Genomic DNA, 19,437 nt, shown 5'->3' with positions numbered 1-19,437 from the left:
ATTGAAACTCGCTTACCAGCGTGAAGAAATTCTTATGCCGATTGAGAAAGGTTGGTGATTACTTAACATCAATAGGCACAGGCGCCTCGATTACCGCCTGCAGAACAGTAGAAAATACTCTGTAGCTGTAACCATTTATATCCGAGTCAAGTAGAAGCGCTCCGCCGCTGCTAAAAATGGATCCATCACGGCGAACATTAAATCGACCCAGTTCTGACTTTGATCCTCCAATTCTACGCAAAAACAGGACCACCTCAGCGAAACCAGCTTTATCAACAGAGATCGGGCTGAGTTCAATAGAAAACTGTTTGCTCAGTACCTCTCCTTCAATACTGCGCTCCTTTACAGATATGGCTGTCATGCCCGCAAAATGATTCAAAGATAGATCCAGCCAGTGGTCCACAAGACCTAAGAACTCGGAAGATGCACGAGTCCAGTCTCGTTTTACTGTGGCGATGTAACTGATGAAATCCTCTGGGTCTCGCGTGAAGTCCATAGCACGGCTCCGAAAGTTCGTTGTCGGACGAAAAAATGACTTTTTAACTTATACACCACTAATTTTCCACCACGCTGCGCATCCGGTCAGGGGCGGCGGCGCCTGAGTCAAAACTCATTTGAACGTATGGCTCGCTATGTGAGCTTTGTGAAGGAAAACTCTGCAAGGTTGTCGTTCAAATATTGAGCGATTTCCAAGGCTCGATCAAAGGATGTACCCGCCTTCAAATCGAAGCCGAATAGGTCGTTCGGCATATCTGCATCGGCGGTTGCGTACTCAATGCAGATCCATGGGTGTCTGCTCTCATATTGCTTGACCGTAAACAGCGGTCGGGCGCGGTGAGTCATACATTTCTCCTTTCCGGCGTCATGTCGGGAATTCAATCAATAGTCCACAAATCCACATCACGCCAGCCGGCGAGGATCCCCTATGTCCGCACAACAGATCGACGAAAAGAAACTCGAGCGCGATCCGCAAGATCAAGCACTGTCTGGCGTTGGCCCAAAGTGCCAACGAGAACGAAGCCGCAACAGCGCTTCGGCAGGCGCAGGCGCTGATGCGCGACTACCGCCTGACCGAAATGGATGTGAAGTTGAGCGACGTCGGCGAAGTCGAGTCGGACCTCTGCCGCGCCAAGCGGCGCCCGGCATGGGATCAGCAGTTGAGCATCGCCGTAGCGGATGCATTCAACTGCACGACTCTGCGTCGCAGGAAGTGGAGCTCTGAAAAAGGCCAAGTCATCGAGTGCGCGACATTCGTCGGCGTTTCTCCCGCTCAGAACATCGCCCTGTATGCGTATGAGTCCCTGCACACAAAGCTCACCCAGGCGCGCAAGGAGTACTGCTCCGCAGTCAGATCTGGAGTTCGCCGCAGCGACTACTCGCCCGAACCCGCCGGCGATCACTTCGCGATGGCGTGGGTATAGGAGCTCCAGTCGAAGCTGAAAGCGCTTGTGCCTCAAGTCGACGATGATCCGCTCGACCAGTCAGCCACCGGCCAAGATCTCGTCGCGATTCAGGCGCAGGACAAGGCATTGATTATGCGAGTACCTCGCCACCCAAGACATCAAAGAATCCCGGAAAAATAATGGCGTCAAGCAGGATATGAACGCCCAAATTGCCGGGATGCTCGCCGGCAGCAAGGTAGAGCTGCACGCCGGCATCGCTCGCGGCGGCGAAGACACCCTCGCTCTCTCCGCAACCACCTGAGCCCACTTTCACCTATCTGGCTGAACGCCTCGGCAGGCCTATTCGTTTTCTAGCTTTGCAAGTCCGTGATCACAATATGAGCAGTTACCACCGTTGTGATACGCCTCATACATCTCGGACCACGGAATCGGATTACTGCAAACGCCACAACCGTCGATGTGAAATTCGCCCATAAAATCCTGCTGGAAAACGTACTCCTGTTTCTTAGATAGGGAACTGAGCCCTTGCGCGACTACTTGCTGCGCAATGCCCTCGACAGATCCGTCCAGGTGTCCGCCATCCAAGACCTCCTGAACAAAGTCTTCAAAGTCATTTCTTTCCATGCTCAACCTCCGGTTTATGGCAAAGGGGCTGACGCTACCTCATTCCAGCCCCCCTTTCTACCGGCCTTGATGGTCGGAGAGGATCCTCTATGCAATCAGCAATCGATTTGTTCGCCGGGTTTGGCGGATGGACAACCGGCGGGAAGGCCGCTGGCCTGAACGTGCTTTGGGCTGCCAGCCACTGGCCATCGGCCGTTGAATGGCACAGCGCGAACCATCCGGACATCATTCACGCCTGTCAGGATCTGCACCAAGCTAACTGGGCAGACGTGCCGAAGCACGATGTGACGCTCGCCTCACCCTGCTGACAAGGGCACATCAAGGCTCGCGGTAAGGCTGCCGGCAACCCTCAGTACGACAACTCGCGCTCGACAGCCTCGGCACCGGTGCAGAACGCCGGGTCAACAGGCCGGAGTTCGCGGTGATCGAGAACGTACCGGAGTTCATGGATTGGGTTCTGTACCGCGTCTGGGCGGATGCAATGCAGCGCTTGGATTATGTGCTGGCACCTCACATCGTTGACTGCGCCGACCTTGGTGTTCTCCAGCACCGTGTGCGGCTCTTCATGGTGTGCTCTCGTAGTAAGGCGCCATTGCATCTCCAGTTGCCTCGGTACCAGCACGTGCCCGCACGCGACATCCTCGACTTCGACGCAGGCAAGTGGAGCAAGATCGAAAAGCCCGGTCGCGCCGGGTCGACACTGCTTCGCGTGAAGAACGGCCGGGAGCGCTTCGGCGATCGCGTCATCATGCCGTATTACGGATTAGGTTCTGGCCTGTCCGGTCGCAGCTTGGACCGCCCAATCGGCACCATCACAACCCTGGACCGCTGGGCCCTGGTGCGAGGCGATGAAATGCGCATGCTTTCGGCTGACGAAGCCCTGGCGGCCCAGTCCTTCGGACCAAACACTAAGCGCCCGGACAATCATCGGCTGACCATGCACATGACCGGCAACGCGGTACCACCGCGCGCAGGACATCGGATCATTGACGCATTGATGAAAGCTGCCTAACCGGCAAAAAACGAGTTCTTCGGTTTTTCATGGTCGGATCCATCCAAACTCCAGAGCTCTTCATCTGTGCCAAGCACATGTTTTATACGCGGATGGTTGTGGCAAAGCGTCGCCACTCTTTCAGGTGTCAGATTTACAGCCTTGGCGATAGCCCGTGTTGACCGTTTTTCATACTTATCGGTTCTCTCGAACTCACTGTCCAACCAGCTATAAATCCTGCTCGAATCCCTGACGTTATCCCACTTGTGCTTACCCATCTGCACTGCAATCACCAGACCTCCGCCTATTGCCCCAGCAACCACTTCGCTCCAGTCAGACATTCACGTCACCTCCATTGGCTGATCGCTGAACTGTAGCTGATCCCTCAACACCCCACCGCCCGGGCTTGCCCCGGCAAGGACATAGACATGCCCACAGAAAACAAATAGGCCGATCTGCTGACGATTGAGCGGTCCACGGTCACGAAACTGGTCATCACTGGCGCACAAGGCCTGGACCCGATTACGGTGTTTCTCGAAGAGCTGACGCCACGCAAGGGCAAGATCACCGTCAGTTGCTGGGAAAAAAGCTGGCACGCCTAATGGGGCGGAAGCAGAACAAAGAGTACGCCTGCGGAACCTGGCCGCGCAATTCCCTGACGGACATCCGTAAGGCGCGTAACCAGGCCAGAGTGCTCATTGAGAGCAGATCAGTCCCAACGAGCACAAGAAAACCGCCAAGGCACAGGCCTACGCCACAGCTAGGGGGCAGCTTGGACGTCATCGATCGTCGCCAAAACCATGTGTTGGCCGGCTCTCGGGTGAGGCGCCATTATCTGCATCACGACTATGCCGAAGAGAAGAAACGCGCCTGGAACCTGCTGGGCGATCAACTCAGTGCGGTGCTGTCCTCGGCCTACGAGCACACGCCAAAACGAGTCGATGTTGTCTTTTCCAGCGTACGCGGCGCCAGAGACGCGAACACCTTCATAGGCTGTTGCACCCAGAGTTTCCCGGAATTTAACATCCGCGACTGCCCTTGTTGTGACCTTAAATTCGCAATGAGCAAAGGTGACAGAATGCATGTAAATATTTGTGAGCTTCACCGTCGCGGAACTGTTCGACAAATTATGGCAAACGCCCATGGTTAAATTGGTTCACGACGTTGGTGTTTCCAACATCGCCGCCACCAAAGCTCGCCACTAAGCCGGCATCGCTCTCCTTGGCCGTGCCCACTGGTTGAAATCAAAAAAGCAGCGACAAGGCCAACCCGAGCCTCCTCAAGATCCGGGTTCTCGACGTGCCCCCGCCCTGCAGGACTGGCACTGATTCGAACTCACCAATTACCCGGCGAACGATTGAAGCCCCCTTTCAATTGGCTGAGCCCGACGCGCTGAAACCACACCAATCTGATTATGACAATCTGGCTCGCTAGTTACCGCTCAACGGCGTAGCGCAAGATCCTGCGTGGCGAGCACACGGATCTAAAAAGACGTGTTCCGCTCTGCATCCCTTGACCTGTCTGCTATGGAGGCGGAAAAGTTATTTGACAGTCGCAGAGGCATATTGATCGAGAAGTCTTTCTAACCTTTTCGACTAAAAAATAACGGCATGACTCAATCAGATGGCGTTTAGCCAGTCTGGGTTGATAAGATTGCGCTCTGAACACATTCAACCTGTATATAAATACAGTATCGTGGATTTTCCTGGCCAGGATGGCGAAGTTAGCTACTCACTGGCCAATCTTGTTTTCCAAGATTGGAGTTGCTGTGAACGCGAAGCTCGATTTTGACGCATCAAAGCTCTACGAAGCCCTGAAGTACCAAATCCACGTAGCGATCGACTACTGCCATACCCTTGATAAGGACGATGTCCTTTGGATCGAGGTGTTTGGCGATGTCACCGTCGAAGGCCGTGATCAGGTTGAGGTTAAGGAGTACAGCGACAGCCTGACCGACAGCCATGAAAACCTCTGGAACACTCTCAATAATTGGCTAAAGCCTGATTTCAATCATCAGCAATACGCCAACCTGATCCTGCTGACGACTCAAGCCTATGGTGAGCGAGCAGCTATCAAAGATTGGCATCAGTGGAATGCTAATCAGCGTCTGGCTGCGCTGGAAAGTATCCTCCAGGATGCCGAGGCTCGATTCGAAAAGGCCAAGCAGGAAAAAGAGGCGACTGCCGACCAAAGCGAGGAAGGTGGTACAGGAGGAAAAACTCCTGGGCCTTCTAAGGCGCTGACCCTACAGCGTAAGGTGATGGCAAAAGCCATGCGTGAATCGCTGATGGAAGCCCTGCCCAAGATCAAGATCATCACCGAGCAACCTGACCTGCTTGGCTTGATCGCCAGGTACAAGAGGGCCCATCTTAAAAGTATCCATGAGCATCGCATGGACGACTTCTTGAATGACCTCTTTGGCTTCATGACCAGCGCCGTCAAGGTCACAGAAGGATGGCGGTTCACCACCGCGGAATTCGACAGCAAATTCACAGAGCTCACCGCCCGCTACCTGATTGGCTCGGTGAAATTTCCCCGTGTCAACACTGAGGAGATAGAGCGGGAAGCTGCTGAGATGAATGTGCGTGACCGCATTTACGCCCAAAAGCTAGATGAGATCGGCGGCGAGGAGGAGCTTATTCTTGAGGCAACTGCCGATCTGCTTCATGCCCACGAATACATTGCCGAGCTGATCAAGGACTGCACCACGTCACAGAGCGACGTGGAAAGCTACAGCAAAAGCCATATGCGCACCCATAGTGCCAGCAGGGCAAAACTGATGATCGGTTGCGACGAAACCTGGTCGGATTCGAAACTGAAGCAGGAATCCCTCAAGTTCTACTACGCGCGCTGTGAATTGGATGTCGTGGGCTTCCGAAGCTACGAAGACACGCCCGTTGAATTCCGCAATGGCATCTACCACATGCTCGCAGATGCAGTGCCCGCAAGCTCAGCGAAGGAGTTTCACTGGAGGCTATGGAAATGAGTGCAAAACCCATTGAACACCTCTTCACGCTTCAGCGCTCCCCCATCGCACTGGCACCGGTGATCCACAACTTCTTCGCCCATTCCGAACCTAGGGAACGTGACCTGCTATTGAGCTATCTGGTGCTGCCCATGGTGCTGTACCCGGCCATGCAGACGTACCTGCTGACCGTGAGGAAGACCAGCAACCTGCGCACGCTCTGCAAAGAGCAGTCGCGGCTGGTGGGGCTCACCCACAACACCCAGCAGTTCAAATCCCTCACAAACGCCGCTCTGCTTGTCCTTCAAGCAGAGCAAAGCATCGAGATCACCGACGACCTAACTGTTAAGTCGATCGGGGACGTCAGGGCGTCCAATACCAACCCCAAACAACTTGAAGCCGCCCGCCGGCTTTCCATGGTCTGCGCAGAGGCAGACGTCGTTTCCATCTACAGGACGTTAGGATTCAAGTCTCTATGAAATGCTTTCTGCGGTACATCGGCGTAGTCGACACTCAAGACAAAATTCACAAGGTGCGACTGGAGCCTGGGCTCAACGTCATAACTGGGAAGTCATCCACTGGCAAAAGTGCGATCCTGGAAATATTCGACTATTGCCTCGGCAGCACCGAAGACACAATTCCGGTGGGCACGATCACTGAGCGCGCCGAGACCTTTTTCATCGCATTGCAATTTCCCAGCTACTTCATTGTGGCCGCACGCAAGAAAAAATCCGACCGCTGCTTTTTGCTTGAGGTGCAAGGCTCCGACCCAGATCGATTGCTTCAACTAATCGAGCAATCCAAGGCCTTCTTCGATCCCAAGCACTACATGCCACTGGCAGACTTCAAGAAAAGCCTCGGGCGCTATTTTGCGATCACGCTGGAAAACATCGACGAAGACCCGTACCTGAAAGCGGCCGGTCGCAACAAATCTGCCACTCCATCGGTACGCAGTTTCTCCTCCTTCATGCTCCAGCATCAAAACCTAGTGGCCAACAAGCACGCGATTTTCTACCGCTTCGATGAGAAGGAAAAACGTGACCAGGCGATCAATCACTTCAAGATTCTGATGGGACTTGTGGACGAAGCTTATTTCGATCTGTACCGGGATCATGAGGTTGCCAAGCACGAGCTCAAAAAAATTCAGGCGCAAATTCCCAAGCAAGCTCAGCGCAAAGAGGCTGCGATCGCTCGTTACAACCGTTACCTAACCGAGTTCAAGTCCTTGGCAGGTCTTCCTCTAGTCGATGCAACGGCTGAGGACATCTACAGCAAACCCGCGACGATGCTGAAGATGATTTCCGGGCGTTCCGTCAAAATCGACGTGCTCTCAGATCAGGTTGAAATGCGTCGGGCTGAACTTCACTCTCAACGAATTGCTGCGCTCATCGAAAAGCGCAAGCTGCAGGGACAGATGAGACTGGTCACTGAGTCTCTGACTTCTGCAACACAATTCAGCTTGAGCATGACCGCTGAGACACTGCCCGATTCCATTGAGCTGTCCGAAGCTCATTGCCCGCTTTGCGAGGCCCACACCAGCACCCCCGCTATGGAAGCCAACAAGCTCGTAGGTGCTATCGAGTGGTTGAATGACGAGCTCAAGCTGTCCGCCTATGCCCGGGAGAGTTTCGCTGCAGAGCGCCGAAACATTCAGGACGCGCTCGATAAGGCTAACGCAGAGCTGCGTCGTATCCAGACCGACATCCAGCCACTTGATGAAGAAATTGCCAAGCTCAAGACATCCAAATCGATCGATGAGCAGGCAACCAAGGCCAAGCTTCGGCTTGAAATCGCCATTCAAGATCAGTTGGACAAACCTGAGTCGGAGCTGGCGACTGAAGAAAAAAATCTGCGCACTGAGGTTGATCGCCTGGCCGGTCTACTTGAGAAATACGACATCAAGGACAGGTTAAAAACGTTAAGCAATGAGATCGACGCCAAGATGTGTGAGCTTGGCAACCACTTCGATTTCGAGGAAACGTACAAACCTTCGAAGCTGCGCTTTGACGTTGAAACGTTCGATCTTTGGTATCAGCAGAATCAGAACACTCGGGTTTACCTACGCTCGATGGGCAGCGGTGCGAACTGGTTGTACTCTCACCTCGCCTTGTTCATGTCCCTGCACTACCAGTTCGCGGCGCTGTCGAACAAAGGGTGCAAGATCCCACCGATTCTGTTCCTTGATCAGCCCACCCAGGTGTACTTCCCTGCCTCACTGGATGACGCAGAGGATTTCGATGCTCAAGAGCTTTCAAAACAGGCCAAGCGTGAAGACGCAGTCGACGCAGACATGAGTGCTGTGACCAACATGTTCACTCAGTTGGCCAAGTTCTGTGATGAAACCGGCAAGAAGACAGGCGTAACTCCGCAAATCATCGTCTCGGATCATGCAGATAGACTGACCCTAGGCGACGGTTACAAGTTTCCGGACTATGTCCGGGCTACATGGAGAACGCGAGGCTTCATCGCCGACTAGGAATCTTCATCCTGAAGGGGAGATTTACTCCCCCCTTTCCTGATCAGGCGACAGTGGTTGGTGCATCAATCATTACGCCTGAGACCGGAGGGGACGAAATTCCTCTCATCCCGCTCATCGATACTCGGCCTGTTAGCAGAGCTGACAACTTGACGTCAAAGCCCAAACGCGGCGCCTGATGTAATAACGAACATTCAACGACTTGCCACAGGCGTGCTTACGACCGGATAGGACAAAAAAATGAGGTAGCCCACACGTCGACGTGCCGGCCACCGAGCTTTTCCATACTTTGCTCCTCAGATGTGTTAACCGGCTAAAACCAGTTTTTTGATATTCGCGTAGTGGGTCGGGTCCAGATAGATACCCGACCTACTTACCTTTGGTGTTCACGGTGCCCGCCGCCGTATTGACCAACAGCGGCAGCGCTACCGTCAAGTGCCCTGCTGGATACGCTGATCGCCCCCGCCATTACTCTGCACAATCACTGGCTATTACCGAAATATTTGTTTCAAATATTGGAAATGTGCTTTCGATGGCGATCAGTACAATGCTGATCGTTCCCTTTATAGATCTCCTTACTGCTTCAGGCTAGTTGCGGCCTAAGCCGCGTCCGCGGTAGCAGCTAGCCCTGTAAAACCATGGTTTACGAAGACTGCTAATACCATCGAATCCGGCGAACGAAACATCTAAACGCGCACGCTACTGATTTGGCCAGCCTGCCGCCTCCGCACTAAACCCGTCCGCGAACTCCCGCTTGGGCGCTTTGCTCTCTCATCTCGACTCCCTATACATCTGAAGCTTCCAACTTGTTGCCGTACGTGGAATCGAGGCAGGGTCAGTTTGCTCACGCTCAGCGATACAGATGCCTACCCATCGATATTTTCTTCCAGTCAGGACGGGAGACGTGGAAAGGCGCGAAACGGCAACTGCGATGTATCGCTTGCCGCAACATCACGATCAAAGTCCGCACGCGTGTAGTCGCGCGGGTAATAAGAGAAGCTCTTCAGGTAGAAATATGCGTCTGCATCCATGTAGCGCCTAGACAGCTCCAAGCTTGCGGCCTCAGCCGACTTTGCGTCGAAATCATGGCTGAGATGAATCATTGATATCCCGCTGTCGTTCGCGCTACTTGGATCGACCGGTGCGGCACCGCTCCTCGACCATTCACGTAAAAGAATGTCCGCAGTTTTCGGTGGTCCATAGGCCACGACCGGGCCAACCGAGACTCCGGTAATCGAACCCTTGTGCTCATCGAGAAACGAACGCGTTTCGTCTAAAGTCTTGGTCGTTTCCCCAGCATAAAGCAAGACATTGACCTTGGCGGCGATGCCGTGATCGCTACATGCCTTGAGCAAAGTAGACGCCCGCTCCAAGTAGCGATCCGGATTGGGCGATTTGCGCATGTTCAGGATTTGCGTCGGCGACGCTGTTTCGAGCCCGAGATCGAGCACCTTCATACCTGCTTCAGCGAGACAGGCGATCGTTTCAGGCGTGAGCGCATCGACGCGGCTTTCCGTCCGCCACTGGACATTGAGACCAGCTGCCCGAAAGGCATTCGCTAGGCCTGTCCCCCATTTCTCATTAGGCGCGAACATCGATGACTGGAAATAGGGTCGGATCTCGCTGTCGCCATACTGGCTAGCGACCGCTGCAAATGCACTGGCAATCTGCTCCGGCGCACGTAGCTTCTCAAGCCGGATATCTCGCTCCTCGCAGAAGGCGCAGCCCATGCCGCACCCGCGCGATGCCTCGATACTCGGTTGATAGCGCTCGAAACCTGATATCAAGGGATGCTTCAGGACGAAATCTGGTGTTGGCGCAGGCAGGCGGCGCAAGTCAGGCGAGCTCGTGAGGAGGCTTGCTATAAGCGGTTCTGCAAGCCCTGGGACGAGCAGGTTCGCCTCGGGCAGTTTCGCATGCAACCAGTCAGGATCCGGCCCAACTACCCAACGTCCCCCAACAATGATTCTGGCGTCTGGATCAACGCTACGCACTAGCCGGCAAAAAGTCTGCGCCCACGGAAGGGCATAGAAGCTGGGCATGGATAGCATTATTGGCAACCGAGACGGAAATACGCCTTTGTCGAGCAGCACGCCAAGCACCTCGGCGGGTTCGCTGTGCTCGCCATGCAACAGCAGGGTCTCGGTCCCCATGGCATCCAGGATCGTTGCCAGCGATAATGCACCGTAGTTGAGATATAGCTGCCGACGCGCAAGCATATGATCGCGCTTCTTCGGCGACAACATACCAGCAGATACGAATGCAACCGTATTCGAACGCTTCATTAAGTACCACTTCCTTGTGTTTGAGCAGAAAGGACGCATATGCCATTTATAAGTATCGAGGGCATCGACGGTAGCGGGAAGACCGAGCAGGTTAAGCTACTTGTTGAGCATCTGAGAATCGCCGGTCAATCGGTGTTACAGACAAAAGAACCTGATGGTGGACAACTGGGTGCGGAAGTGCGGGCGATCCTGACACGGCCCGACCGCCGACTCGATCCTGTAGAGCAGCTCTTGCTAGTGAGCGCTGCTCGATTTGATCACGTACAGAGTATTATCCGGCCAGCATTAGCGAATGGCCAGTGGGTCGTCTCCGATCGCTTCATCGATTCGACTTACGCGTTTCAGGTTGCGGTATCCGATGTCGACCTGCATCAGTTGTTCCGATCGACCCGCGACATCGTCGTGGGATCCACACTCCCGGCTCTGACGATCATCCTCGACCTTCCGATCGAGGTCGCAAGGAATCGGCGGGGCCAGCGTCACGACGGCGTTGCCGACCCGGCGGAAGCAACGCGGGATTTCGCGGCCATCCATGACGCGCTACTAGCGGTGGCACTTGAAAACCCGAGACGCTGTCATCTCATCGACGCGGACCAGTCGCCAAGTGCGGTTGCGCGCGATATCTGGCAATTGGTCGAACCTCTGCTGCCTGATTCTCCGGCAAAGCACTAATCGGTCGTGGCGCGTCGCCTCAGATCTACTAGCACCCGGAACACTTCATGAATCCGCAAACCCGCAATCTGCTCATCCAGCGCGTGATTGACTCGCTTGGCATCTTAGCACCTGGCTCTATTTTCGAGCGTTTTGGGGTCATCCTGATTGAGCAAATGAACGATATCAGGTTGGTGCAGCGCGGTTCTTCAGTAGGTGGCAGCCCCGTCGGGGGAGCGCTGGATGCCGTTTCCGAAGATGGCAGGATCGTCGTCGAGGCGTCGATCGTGAAGGGTTATTTTTCGGGCGCGATGAAAAAGCCTTGGAGCGATCTCGACCACACTCTCGCGCTGGCACCATTGGCCGAAGACATCTATCTGCTGAGTTCGCAGCGCGCAGAGACTGGAGTAATCGAAGCGATGGTAAATACCGCCCTCCAGCAGGATCGCATGGTCGGGCGACGTCTCCACCTGATGGACGGCCGCGCTATCGCCGAGGCCATCATTGACACGCTTATGCTACGTGACGACGCGATCGACGACCTAGCCCAGCATCTACCCGTTCTGGCCGAGATCCGCGATGACCACCCCGCGTCATTGAAAGCTCCGCCGCTGAACGCGCTTTATGTTAGGAATGAGGCGATTGACGCAAAACTGGACCGGCTCCTAGAAACAGCGCCCTGTGTCGAGATCGGCGGTATTGGCGGCATTGGCAAGTCACAAGCCGCAGCCGCCTGTCTACTGCGTAGCGAACGCCGTTTCGAGTACAGGTTCTGGGTCAGCGGTCGCGATATCGACAGTGTCGAACGGCTCTCGTCGGTTCCGGTCCAGCGCGGCGGTGCCGAGCGTAACGTCAGCGCCCTCCTGCTCAGGAACCGCACATTTCTAGTCGTAGACGATGCAAAACCGAGCCTCGTGGTCGAACAGTTAGCCGCATTATGTGGACCGAACTCTCGGATTCTTATCACACGGCAAAACCCGTCACCTGGAGCGTTCGCTATGCCTACTATGAATGAATTACAGGCTCGCGAATTGCTTGGTAAGGGGCTTGAAACCCAGCCGTCTATGGAGGAGTTCCAGACGATCTGGCGCGCAGTCGGCGGTCATCCTCTGAGCTTGGTAATGCTTAATGCCGCTGCGCACGGGGGCGTGTCGTGGAAAGAACTCGCCGAGGACTGCGCTAATGTCGCTAATCTTCCAATTGACGGCGCACGACTCGCTGACCGTATTCTCGGACGGCTGAAACCGACACTAGGGGAGGAACTGTGCCTGTTCCAGTGGGCAGGCCAGAGTCACTGCGATCGCGCGTTCTTCAAGTACGTTGTCGGAACGTTGCGTTTGAGAGCATTCGAACATCATGGACTGACCGCGCCCGAGAGCGAAGCGTCGATCCGCATCCACGATATCGTCTTTACGGCCCTGAACTCGTTGAATTGGCTAACCGACGAGAAGGCGCGACAAATTGACGCTAAGCTCGAGGCGTTCATTCTCCAGCAGATCCGCGAGGACGGACACGGCCTACAACTGATCGCATCGCAGTTGAAGGGCAAGATCGCCAGCAACGTCGAGAATGGTGATCGACGTCCGGCCTTCCTATACGCCTTGTCGATGGTCTGGATGGGTAGCGCCATTAAGATCCATTTGCTGCCCAACCCACTGGAAGAAGCACAGCGGCTCAAGTCGTTGGGCGCGGCCAACAACGACGTGGCCATTCTGGTGGTACTCGAGTCGATCGAAGCAACGGAACGCTATCTGCGGCAAACGGCTGGGAACGCGGCTGCCGTCAAATGGTTAGGAACGGTCGTGCAAGCCTATGGCGAGCTTGCAGCCATGGCAGATCTTGGTGCCCGTCAAGCCGCTGAAATCAAGCACCACCATGCAAAGACTCTACGCGGCTTGGGGAAACATGCTGAAGCCGAACGCTTGTTCGAGGAGGTGGTAGCCAGCCACTCACTGAATGACGCCAAACTTCAACTGGTAAGGTTTGCCGGTTTCAGGGATCAAAGCTACGAGACGGCTAAGCGATATGCGTCAGAGATCATCGCTGAGAAGCTGGACACCGGCAGCGTGTCTCCTTCACTCCTGATGGCATTAGGTGATGCGCTCAATGGTGCGCGTCAATCCTGGGCGGGCGACCTCATCGAACAGTATGAGGAACTGTTTCTGTCGGAAGCGCTATACAGTGCCGCCATCGGTATACCGCAAGGCTATCACTCTGTCGCGAGCTTCGTCCGTGCGATGGTCTGGCACGCACCGGAGCGGGTCGAAAGCGTACTGGCGCGCCTGCCCGAACCAACACCGTTGATGCTGGACGATGACCAGAGCCGCGGTTCCTATGCGGAGATCATGCTGCTCGCAGCAGGCGTCGACGACAAACCCATTTACCTGAACCGTGCTCTAGACGCTTTTGAGACGCTGAAAGCGCCAGCCCCCTATCAGAAGCGCAAATGGGGCGAGACGCTTTATAAACTTGGTCGACACGCAGAGGCAGAGACTATCCTCGAGATGATCAAAGACAAGAGCGGCCGGATCTGGTTGGCTCATAATCTGTCACAGGTGAAACTCGAACTGGGTAAGTTCGAGGAAGCTCTTGCTCTCATTAATGAGTCCATTGCGGGGGCGATCGGAGTGAACAAAAAATACCGCAGCAGCTTCCTCCTGCAGCGCGTCAAGGTGAAGATCAAGCTAAAACAGGATCCAGCCGGAGATATCGCCGAGGGCCATCGATACACAACCAACGCGGGCCTTCTCGATCAGTTTTCCGCGTTCTGACCTAAGCGTGCCCAAGCTTTGAGTAACCGGGGTTGAACTCAGTTCAGGGAATAGGTACCCCGAACTGGATGGTAAAACGAGCGACCATGCTGAGCATACCGCCGGAGTTGATGGGCGTGATGCCGCAGAACGCAGAGAGGCATAACGTGCGCGACTCAGGCATTGACTATAAATCAGCTTGAGCCAAAGCAGGCGAGGCTGCTGCAGATCAATGAACGGCTGGGCCAAGCAGTAATCGGCTTTACCCCGTCCGAGGCGAATGAGGACAACGGAAACTGAGCCAGCGTAGACAGAAAAGCCGCCCTCTCTGATGGCTTGTTTAAGCAGGGCTGTGTGATAGAGGCCTAGGTCCGAGGCTCCTTACACTGCTGCCTCTTCCTCGGCTGTGGTTCCGCACCACTCACAGCTGTCGCCGAAGGATTCGTCGTAGGCTCCCTGGCTGACAATTTGACTATCCTCCCTGGCCAGGGAATCCTGTTCGACGCAATCATTACACAGAGTCACGGTCGGGTATTGTTCGGCGGCACGATCGGACTGCATATCTCCAAAGACGGTACATGTTTTCATGGATATGGCTCCTAGATCGTGATGGCCCAGTGTAGCCACATTTGCGGCTTCGAGGACACCGGGCTTTGATAGTCTGTTGTAACCCATCCGCGCCCACCTGAATCGTCCCGGGTTTCGTAGACACCTCGTTGCCTTGAATTTGATTCCGACCTCATCAAAAGTCCATTCAGATGCTCTGTCGCCCAAAATGCCAAGTCTAGTGACCTTTAGGATTAGCCAAAGCGAATGCCCGCTCGTCGAGTGTAGTCAATAGTGAAAGATCCACCGCGGATCGAAAAACAGGCACTCATACCCCGTCGTGCGCTACCTTAGAGCTTCATCCTCATCACGACGCGACTAGGAACCATGGAATGAATCGCAAGCAATTTCTCGAGCAACCGGACGTGCTCGGCCTTATCGAGTGGCTAATCGAAAACCTCCCCACTCTGCCAGTGCATCTGAAGGTCGCGCGCAGCAGGTTCGTGCGCAAAGCGATCGACTGCAAGGTTCAAGGTATCGAAGCGGTTCAGGCGGAATACCAGTGGGGCGGGAACTGGGAGACGGTCAAGGCGGAGCTGCACAGGCTGCGCATTCGCTTGCGCCTTGCGGTTCGCGCCCGCGATGAGTTCGCCACGCATGGGGCCTGCGAAGCGATCCTAGCGTGGGGAAATGTCGATGGCGCCGTCGGATTCCTCAAGGAGCATGCAGGACAAGAACTTGGTGAATTACCTAAAGCAGTGCCAGGCGCTTTTCGCGCTGGACCGCAAGCAGCAGCTCAACCACCTCACCAAGCAGAACATCCTAAGATTCGACTCGGGCATGACTAAGATCCATGCCCTGCTCGACACCACTGGCTCTCCCATCTATGACGGCCGGGTCGGTGCCGCCATCGCGCTGCTCTACCGCCTGTACCGCCAAGGCACCGGCACCACTGCGGCGCAGGCACTGGACTTCGCCTGGGGGCCAGGGATCGGCGACCAGATTCGAAACCCAAAACACTTAAAGCTTGGCTACAACGGTACACCGCAACTCTCCACCACCAGTCGCCACCTTTGGGCACGGCGCCAGCTCCAACTAGGTTGGATCATCCGCGCGGTACTAGAAGGGTCCGAACTATTCGCCAAGCAGCCTCAGCTGGTAGACCGCTGCCACGCCTTTCAAGCTGGATTGTTCATGATGGGCTATGACCTACGCAGTCTAGCCCCCGACGGCTATACGATCCCAGCGCCGCCCAAGCCTAACTATCGGGTGCGTAGGATGACCCGAGCGACCTGAGATAAACAAGCTGATGGTTGACCTGTATGTAGTTCTCAATACGCAGGAAAATAGTCTTAAACACTCAAAAACGTCAGGACCTGAAGAGAAAGACCAATCAACATTGGTAAAGAGACCACGCGTGAGCGCCAGAGCCTGCGTCCGCCCACGCGGAAGCTGTGAGGATTCCACCCAGAGCCGCTGGTTTTGTAGGGGTAAAAAACGACCAAACATAAAAAAGGGTCGCGAGATAAAATCTCGCAACCCCTTGAATTATATGGTCGGGACGGAGTGATTCGAACACTCGACCCCTAGCACCCCATGCTAGTGCGCTACCGGACTGCGCTACGCCCCGACTAGGCGTGAATCTTGTTTCGCTTCTCAGCGGAACGCTCAGGAATATATCGCAAGCTTTTGAAAACTGGAAGATTTAAATGCAGAAATTTATTTCTTGAGCACCACCAGTACATCTTCGAGCTCGGCGATCATCTGGCGGATCATCTGTTTGTACTGGGTTGTATCGTCTTTGGCCTCATCACCGGAGAGGCGCAGACGCGCGCCACCGATGGTGAACCCCTGGTCATAGAGCAGCGCGCGGATCTGCCGGATCATCAGCACGTCTTGGCGCTGATAATACCGACGGTTTCCGCGGCGCTTGACCGGGTTGAGTTGAGGAAACTCCTGCTCCCAATAGCGCAGCACGTGTGGTTTTACCGCACACAGCTCGCTGACTTCACCAATGGTGAAGTAGCGTTTGCCCGGGATGACGGGGAGTTCGTCGTTATGACTTGGTTCCAGCATAAGCCTCAACTCGGGCCTTCAACTTCTGCCCTGGACGAAAGGTGACCACACGGCGAGCCGTGATCGGGATTTCTTCTCCCGTTTTCGGATTGCGGCCAGGCCGCTGGCGTTTGTCCCGCAGGTCAAAATTGCCGAAACCGGACAACTTGACCTGTTCGTTGTCTTCCAGAGCGTGCCTGATTTCTTCGAAAAACAGTTCGACCAATTCTTTGGCCTCCCGTTTATTCAGGCCCAGCTCCTCATACAGACGTTCCGCCATCTCAGCTTTCGTCAGAGCCCCCATACGTCACTTCCTTAACGTGGCGTTCAACCTGTTTTCGAGCGAGGTGAGGATATTCTGCGTTGCGGTATTCACCTCATCGTCATTAAGAGTGCGCGATGGATGCTGCCAGGTCAAGCCGACTGCAAGGCTTTTTCTATGCGGATCAATGCCTTTACCCTGATACACGTCAAATAGCCTGAGGTCCGTGAGCCATTCGCCTGCATTTTCACGGATTACGTCCAGTACAGCGCTGGAAGCAACGTCAAGGTCAGCCAGCAACGCAAGGTCACGACGCACTTCAGGAAAGCGTGATAACTCCTGGAATTTCGGCATTTTCCCCTGCGCCACTTCGGCCAGGACCAGTTCGAAAACGAAGACCGGACGATCAAGGCCCAGGGTTTTCGACAGTTCCGGGTGAATGGCACCGACATAACCGACTTCGCGCCCGTCCCGCTCGATGCGTGCGGTCTGCCCCGGGTGCAGCGCCGGGTGCCTGGCTGGTACGAACGTGAACGCGTCGAGCGCACCGGCGAAGCCCAGCACCGCTTCCACGTCAGCCTTGACGTCGAAGAAGTCGACCACATCGCGACCTTGCGCCCAGCCTTCCGGCAAGCGGCTGCCGCATACGACACCGGCCAGCATCGGCTCCTGCTTCAAGCCATCCAACTGACCAACAAAACGCAGGCCGCTTTCGAACAGCCGCACGCGATCCTGCTGGCGGTTCAGGTTGTGCTGGAGCGACTTGACCAGGCCCGGCCACAGGGACGAGCGCATGGCCGCCATGTCGTTGGAAATCGGATTGGCCAACAACAGCGGCTCGATACCCGGGTTGAACAGCTCGAACTGGCGTGGATCGATGAAGCTGTAGGTGATCGCTTCCTGATACCCACGGGCCACCAGCAGGCGGCGCAGTTCCGGCAGGTCGCTGCGGGCTTCCGCCTTGGCCTGTGGGGCCAGGCGTGCTTGCGGGTAGCGAACCGGCAGGCGGTTGTAGCCGTACAGGCGGGCCAGTTCTTCGATCAGGTCGACTTCCAGGCTGATATCGAAGCGATGACTTGGCACGTCGACACGCCACTGCCCTGCCCCGTCGGCGCTGATGTTCAGGCCCAAGGCGCTGAGCAGGCGTTCGACTTCGGCCGGGTCCATTTCCATGCCCAGCATCTGGGTGATGCGCTGGGCACGCAAGGTGACCGGAGCAATCTTGGGCAAATGTTGTTCGCTGACCGTCTCGATGATCGGGCCGGCTTCACCGCCTGTGATGTCCAGCAGCAGGCCTGTGGCGCGCTCCATGGCTTCACGGGCCAGTTGCCAGTCCACGCCACGCTCGTAACGGTGCGAGGCATCGGTGTGCAGGCCATAGGAGCGGGCCTTGCCAGCGACGGCGATCTGGTCGAAGAACGCGCTTTCCAGGAACACATCACGGGTCGTCGTGGAGACGCCGCTGTGCTCGCCGCCCATGACGCCAGCAATTGCCAGGGCACGAGAATGGTCGGCAATCACCAGGGTGTCGCTGCGCAGGGCCACTTCCTGACCGTCGAGCAACACCAGCTTCTCACCCTCTTCGGCCATGCGTACGCGGATGCCGCCGTTGATTTCGGCGAGATCGAACGCGTGCAGCGGCTGCCCCAGCTCCAGCATCACATAGTTAGTGATGTCGACAGCGGCGTCGATGCTGCGCACGTCGGCGCGACGCAGGCGCTCGACCATCCACAGCGGCGTCGGCTTGGACAGATCGACGTTACGGATCACACGGCCCAGGTAACGCGGGCACGCGGCTGGCGCCAGGACTTCAATCGAACGCACTTCGTCGTGCACGGCCGGCACGCTCGCGACCACCGGACGCGTCACTGGAGCGGCGTACAACGCGCCGACTTCACGGGCCAGGCCGGCCAGGGACAGACAATCGCCACGGTTCGGGGTCAGGTCGACCTCGATGCTCGCATCGTCCAGGCCCAGGTATTCACGGATGTCCTGGCCAACCGGCGCATCTGCCGGCAGTTCCATCAGGCCATCGTTGCCCTCGCCAATCTGCAGCTCGGCCTGGGAGCACAACATGCCGTTGGACTCGACGCCGCGCAGCTTGGCTTTCTTGATCTTGAAGTCGCCCGGCAGCTCTGCACCGATCATGGCGAACGGGATCTTCAGGCCCGGGCGCACGTTGGGCGCGCCGCAGACCACCTGGAAGGTTTCCGCGCCATTGCTGACCTGGCAAACTCGCAGCTTGTCAGCGTCCGGGTGTTGCTCGGTGCCCAGCACCTCGCCCACCACCACACCGCTGAAATCACCGGCGGCCGGCGTGACGCTATCGACCTCAAGGCCGGCCATCGACAGGCGAGCAACCAGCTCGTCCCGACTTACCTGCGGGCTTACCCAGCCGCGCAGCCATTGTTCACTGAATTTCATCCTGC

The 19,437-nt window shown here is 55.9% G+C and carries 17 protein-coding genes, 1 tRNA gene and 3 pseudogenes; 11 read left to right on the top strand and 10 right to left on the bottom strand.

Annotated features, from left to right (window positions below; all coding sequences use genetic code 11):
- Positions 1–58: 58 nt before the first annotated feature.
- Entirely contained in the window at positions 59–496 is a 438-nt protein-coding gene (locus tag AC09SL_RS17310) for a hypothetical protein (RefSeq protein WP_058546405.1), read from the bottom strand.
- Between the two features lie 134 nt (positions 497–630).
- Positions 631–843: a hypothetical protein gene (locus AC09SL_RS17305; protein ID WP_058546404.1), complete on the bottom strand. Its 213-nt coding sequence runs from the start codon at positions 841–843 to the stop codon at positions 631–633.
- 82 nt (positions 844–925) lie between these two features.
- On the opposite strand from AC09SL_RS17305, the pseudogene AC09SL_RS17300 reads away from it, so the two are divergent.
- Positions 926–1,704, top strand: a pseudogene (locus AC09SL_RS17300) (DUF2786 domain-containing protein).
- A gap of 38 nt (positions 1,705–1,742) precedes the next feature.
- On the opposite strand, the gene AC09SL_RS17295 reads toward AC09SL_RS17300, so the two are convergent.
- A complete protein-coding gene (locus AC09SL_RS17295) occupies positions 1,743–2,027 on the bottom strand; it encodes a hypothetical protein (protein WP_058546403.1) in 285 nt (94 codons plus the stop codon).
- Between the two features lie 89 nt (positions 2,028–2,116).
- On the opposite strand from AC09SL_RS17295, the pseudogene AC09SL_RS17290 reads away from it, so the two are divergent.
- A pseudogene (locus tag AC09SL_RS17290) lies at positions 2,117–3,039 on the top strand (DNA cytosine methyltransferase).
- Here the strand turns inward: AC09SL_RS17290 and AC09SL_RS17285 are convergent.
- On the bottom strand, positions 3,036–3,359 hold the full coding sequence (locus AC09SL_RS17285) for a hypothetical protein (RefSeq protein ID WP_058546402.1): 324 nt from the start codon (positions 3,357–3,359) through the stop codon (positions 3,036–3,038). The pseudogene AC09SL_RS17290 and the gene AC09SL_RS17285 sit on opposite strands and share 4 nt — an antisense overlap.
- Positions 3,360–3,473: 114 nt before the next feature.
- Between AC09SL_RS17285 and AC09SL_RS17280 the strand changes: the two genes are divergently transcribed.
- From AC09SL_RS17280 to AC09SL_RS17260, 5 genes and pseudogenes are all read left to right on the top strand, one after another.
- Positions 3,474–3,620: a phiTE_072 family protein gene (locus AC09SL_RS17280; protein ID WP_479571954.1), complete on the top strand. Its 147-nt coding sequence runs from the start codon at positions 3,474–3,476 to the stop codon at positions 3,618–3,620.
- Positions 3,621–3,778: 158 nt separating this feature from the next.
- Positions 3,779–4,010 (top strand): annotated as a pseudogene (locus AC09SL_RS17275) (integrase); the annotation flags it as partial.
- Between the two features lie 776 nt (positions 4,011–4,786).
- Positions 4,787–6,004, top strand: a complete 1,218-nt coding sequence (locus tag AC09SL_RS17270; protein WP_058546409.1) for a hypothetical protein — start codon at positions 4,787–4,789, stop codon at positions 6,002–6,004.
- The gene (locus AC09SL_RS17265) at positions 6,001–6,462 is read left to right on the top strand and encodes a three component ABC system middle component (RefSeq protein ID WP_058546399.1); all 462 of its coding nucleotides are present in this window, start codon (positions 6,001–6,003) and stop codon (positions 6,460–6,462) included. The genes AC09SL_RS17270 and AC09SL_RS17265 overlap by 4 nt, the downstream gene beginning before the upstream one ends.
- Entirely contained in the window at positions 6,459–8,459 is a 2,001-nt protein-coding gene (locus AC09SL_RS17260; protein ID WP_058546398.1) for a DUF3732 domain-containing protein, read from the top strand. The genes AC09SL_RS17265 and AC09SL_RS17260 overlap by 4 nt, the downstream gene beginning before the upstream one ends.
- 890 nt (positions 8,460–9,349) lie before the next feature.
- Here AC09SL_RS17260 and AC09SL_RS17255 read toward each other — a convergent pair.
- Positions 9,350–10,744 (bottom strand): B12-binding domain-containing radical SAM protein, encoded by a 1,395-nt coding sequence (locus AC09SL_RS17255; protein ID WP_058546397.1) that lies wholly within the window; start codon positions 10,742–10,744, stop codon positions 9,350–9,352.
- 39 nt (positions 10,745–10,783) lie between these two features.
- Here AC09SL_RS17255 and tmk point away from each other — a divergent pair, with 39 nt between their 5' ends.
- Both tmk and AC09SL_RS17245 read left to right on the top strand, forming a co-directional pair.
- A complete protein-coding gene (gene tmk, locus AC09SL_RS17250; RefSeq protein WP_058546396.1) occupies positions 10,784–11,416 on the top strand; it encodes a dTMP kinase in 633 nt (210 codons plus the stop codon).
- Between the two features lie 47 nt (positions 11,417–11,463).
- Positions 11,464–14,166 carry a tetratricopeptide repeat protein gene (locus AC09SL_RS17245; RefSeq protein WP_058546395.1) on the top strand — a complete coding sequence of 901 codons (2,703 nt, stop codon included), beginning with the start codon at positions 11,464–11,466 and terminating at the stop codon, positions 14,164–14,166.
- 360 nt (positions 14,167–14,526) lie between these two features.
- On the opposite strand, the gene AC09SL_RS17240 is transcribed toward AC09SL_RS17245, so the two are convergent.
- Complete coding sequence (locus AC09SL_RS17240) at positions 14,527–14,733, bottom strand: hypothetical protein (protein ID WP_058546394.1); 207 nt, start codon at positions 14,731–14,733, stop codon at positions 14,527–14,529.
- 350 nt (positions 14,734–15,083) lie between these two features.
- Here AC09SL_RS17240 and AC09SL_RS17235 point away from each other — a divergent pair, with 350 nt between their 5' ends.
- Together AC09SL_RS17235 and AC09SL_RS17230 are read left to right on the top strand one after the other, a co-directional pair.
- On the top strand, positions 15,084–15,539 hold the full coding sequence (locus tag AC09SL_RS17235) for a hypothetical protein (RefSeq protein ID WP_196764478.1): 456 nt from the start codon (positions 15,084–15,086) through the stop codon (positions 15,537–15,539).
- Positions 15,430–15,987, top strand: coding sequence for a hypothetical protein (locus AC09SL_RS17230; protein WP_479571952.1), 558 nt, complete (start codon positions 15,430–15,432; stop codon positions 15,985–15,987). The genes AC09SL_RS17235 and AC09SL_RS17230 overlap by 110 nt, the downstream gene beginning before the upstream one ends.
- Positions 15,988–16,244: 257 nt before the next feature.
- Here the strand turns inward: AC09SL_RS17230 and AC09SL_RS17225 are convergent.
- The 4 genes from AC09SL_RS17225 to pheT all read right to left on the bottom strand — a co-directional run bounded on the left by AC09SL_RS17225 (position 16,245) and on the right by pheT (position 19,432).
- A tRNA-Pro gene (locus AC09SL_RS17225) sits at positions 16,245–16,321 on the bottom strand.
- An 89-nt stretch (positions 16,322–16,410) separates the two neighbouring features.
- The gene (locus AC09SL_RS17220; protein ID WP_003179985.1) at positions 16,411–16,767 is read right to left on the bottom strand and encodes a MerR family transcriptional regulator; all 357 of its coding nucleotides are present in this window, start codon (positions 16,765–16,767) and stop codon (positions 16,411–16,413) included.
- The gene (gene ihfA / locus AC09SL_RS17215; protein WP_002553164.1) at positions 16,748–17,050 is read right to left on the bottom strand and encodes an integration host factor subunit alpha; all 303 of its coding nucleotides are present in this window, start codon (positions 17,048–17,050) and stop codon (positions 16,748–16,750) included. Before ihfA ends, AC09SL_RS17220 begins: the two co-directional genes overlap by 20 nt.
- 3 nt (positions 17,051–17,053) lie before the next feature.
- The gene (gene pheT, locus AC09SL_RS17210) at positions 17,054–19,432 is read right to left on the bottom strand and encodes a phenylalanine--tRNA ligase subunit beta (protein ID WP_058546393.1); all 2,379 of its coding nucleotides are present in this window, start codon (positions 19,430–19,432) and stop codon (positions 17,054–17,056) included.
- Positions 19,433–19,437 lie beyond the last annotated feature (5 nt).

It is taken from the genome of Pseudomonas sp. PF05 (genome assembly GCF_056521845.1).
Note: the sequence above shows the minus strand (reverse complement) of the source record. Positions and strands in the feature narration are given on the sequence as shown.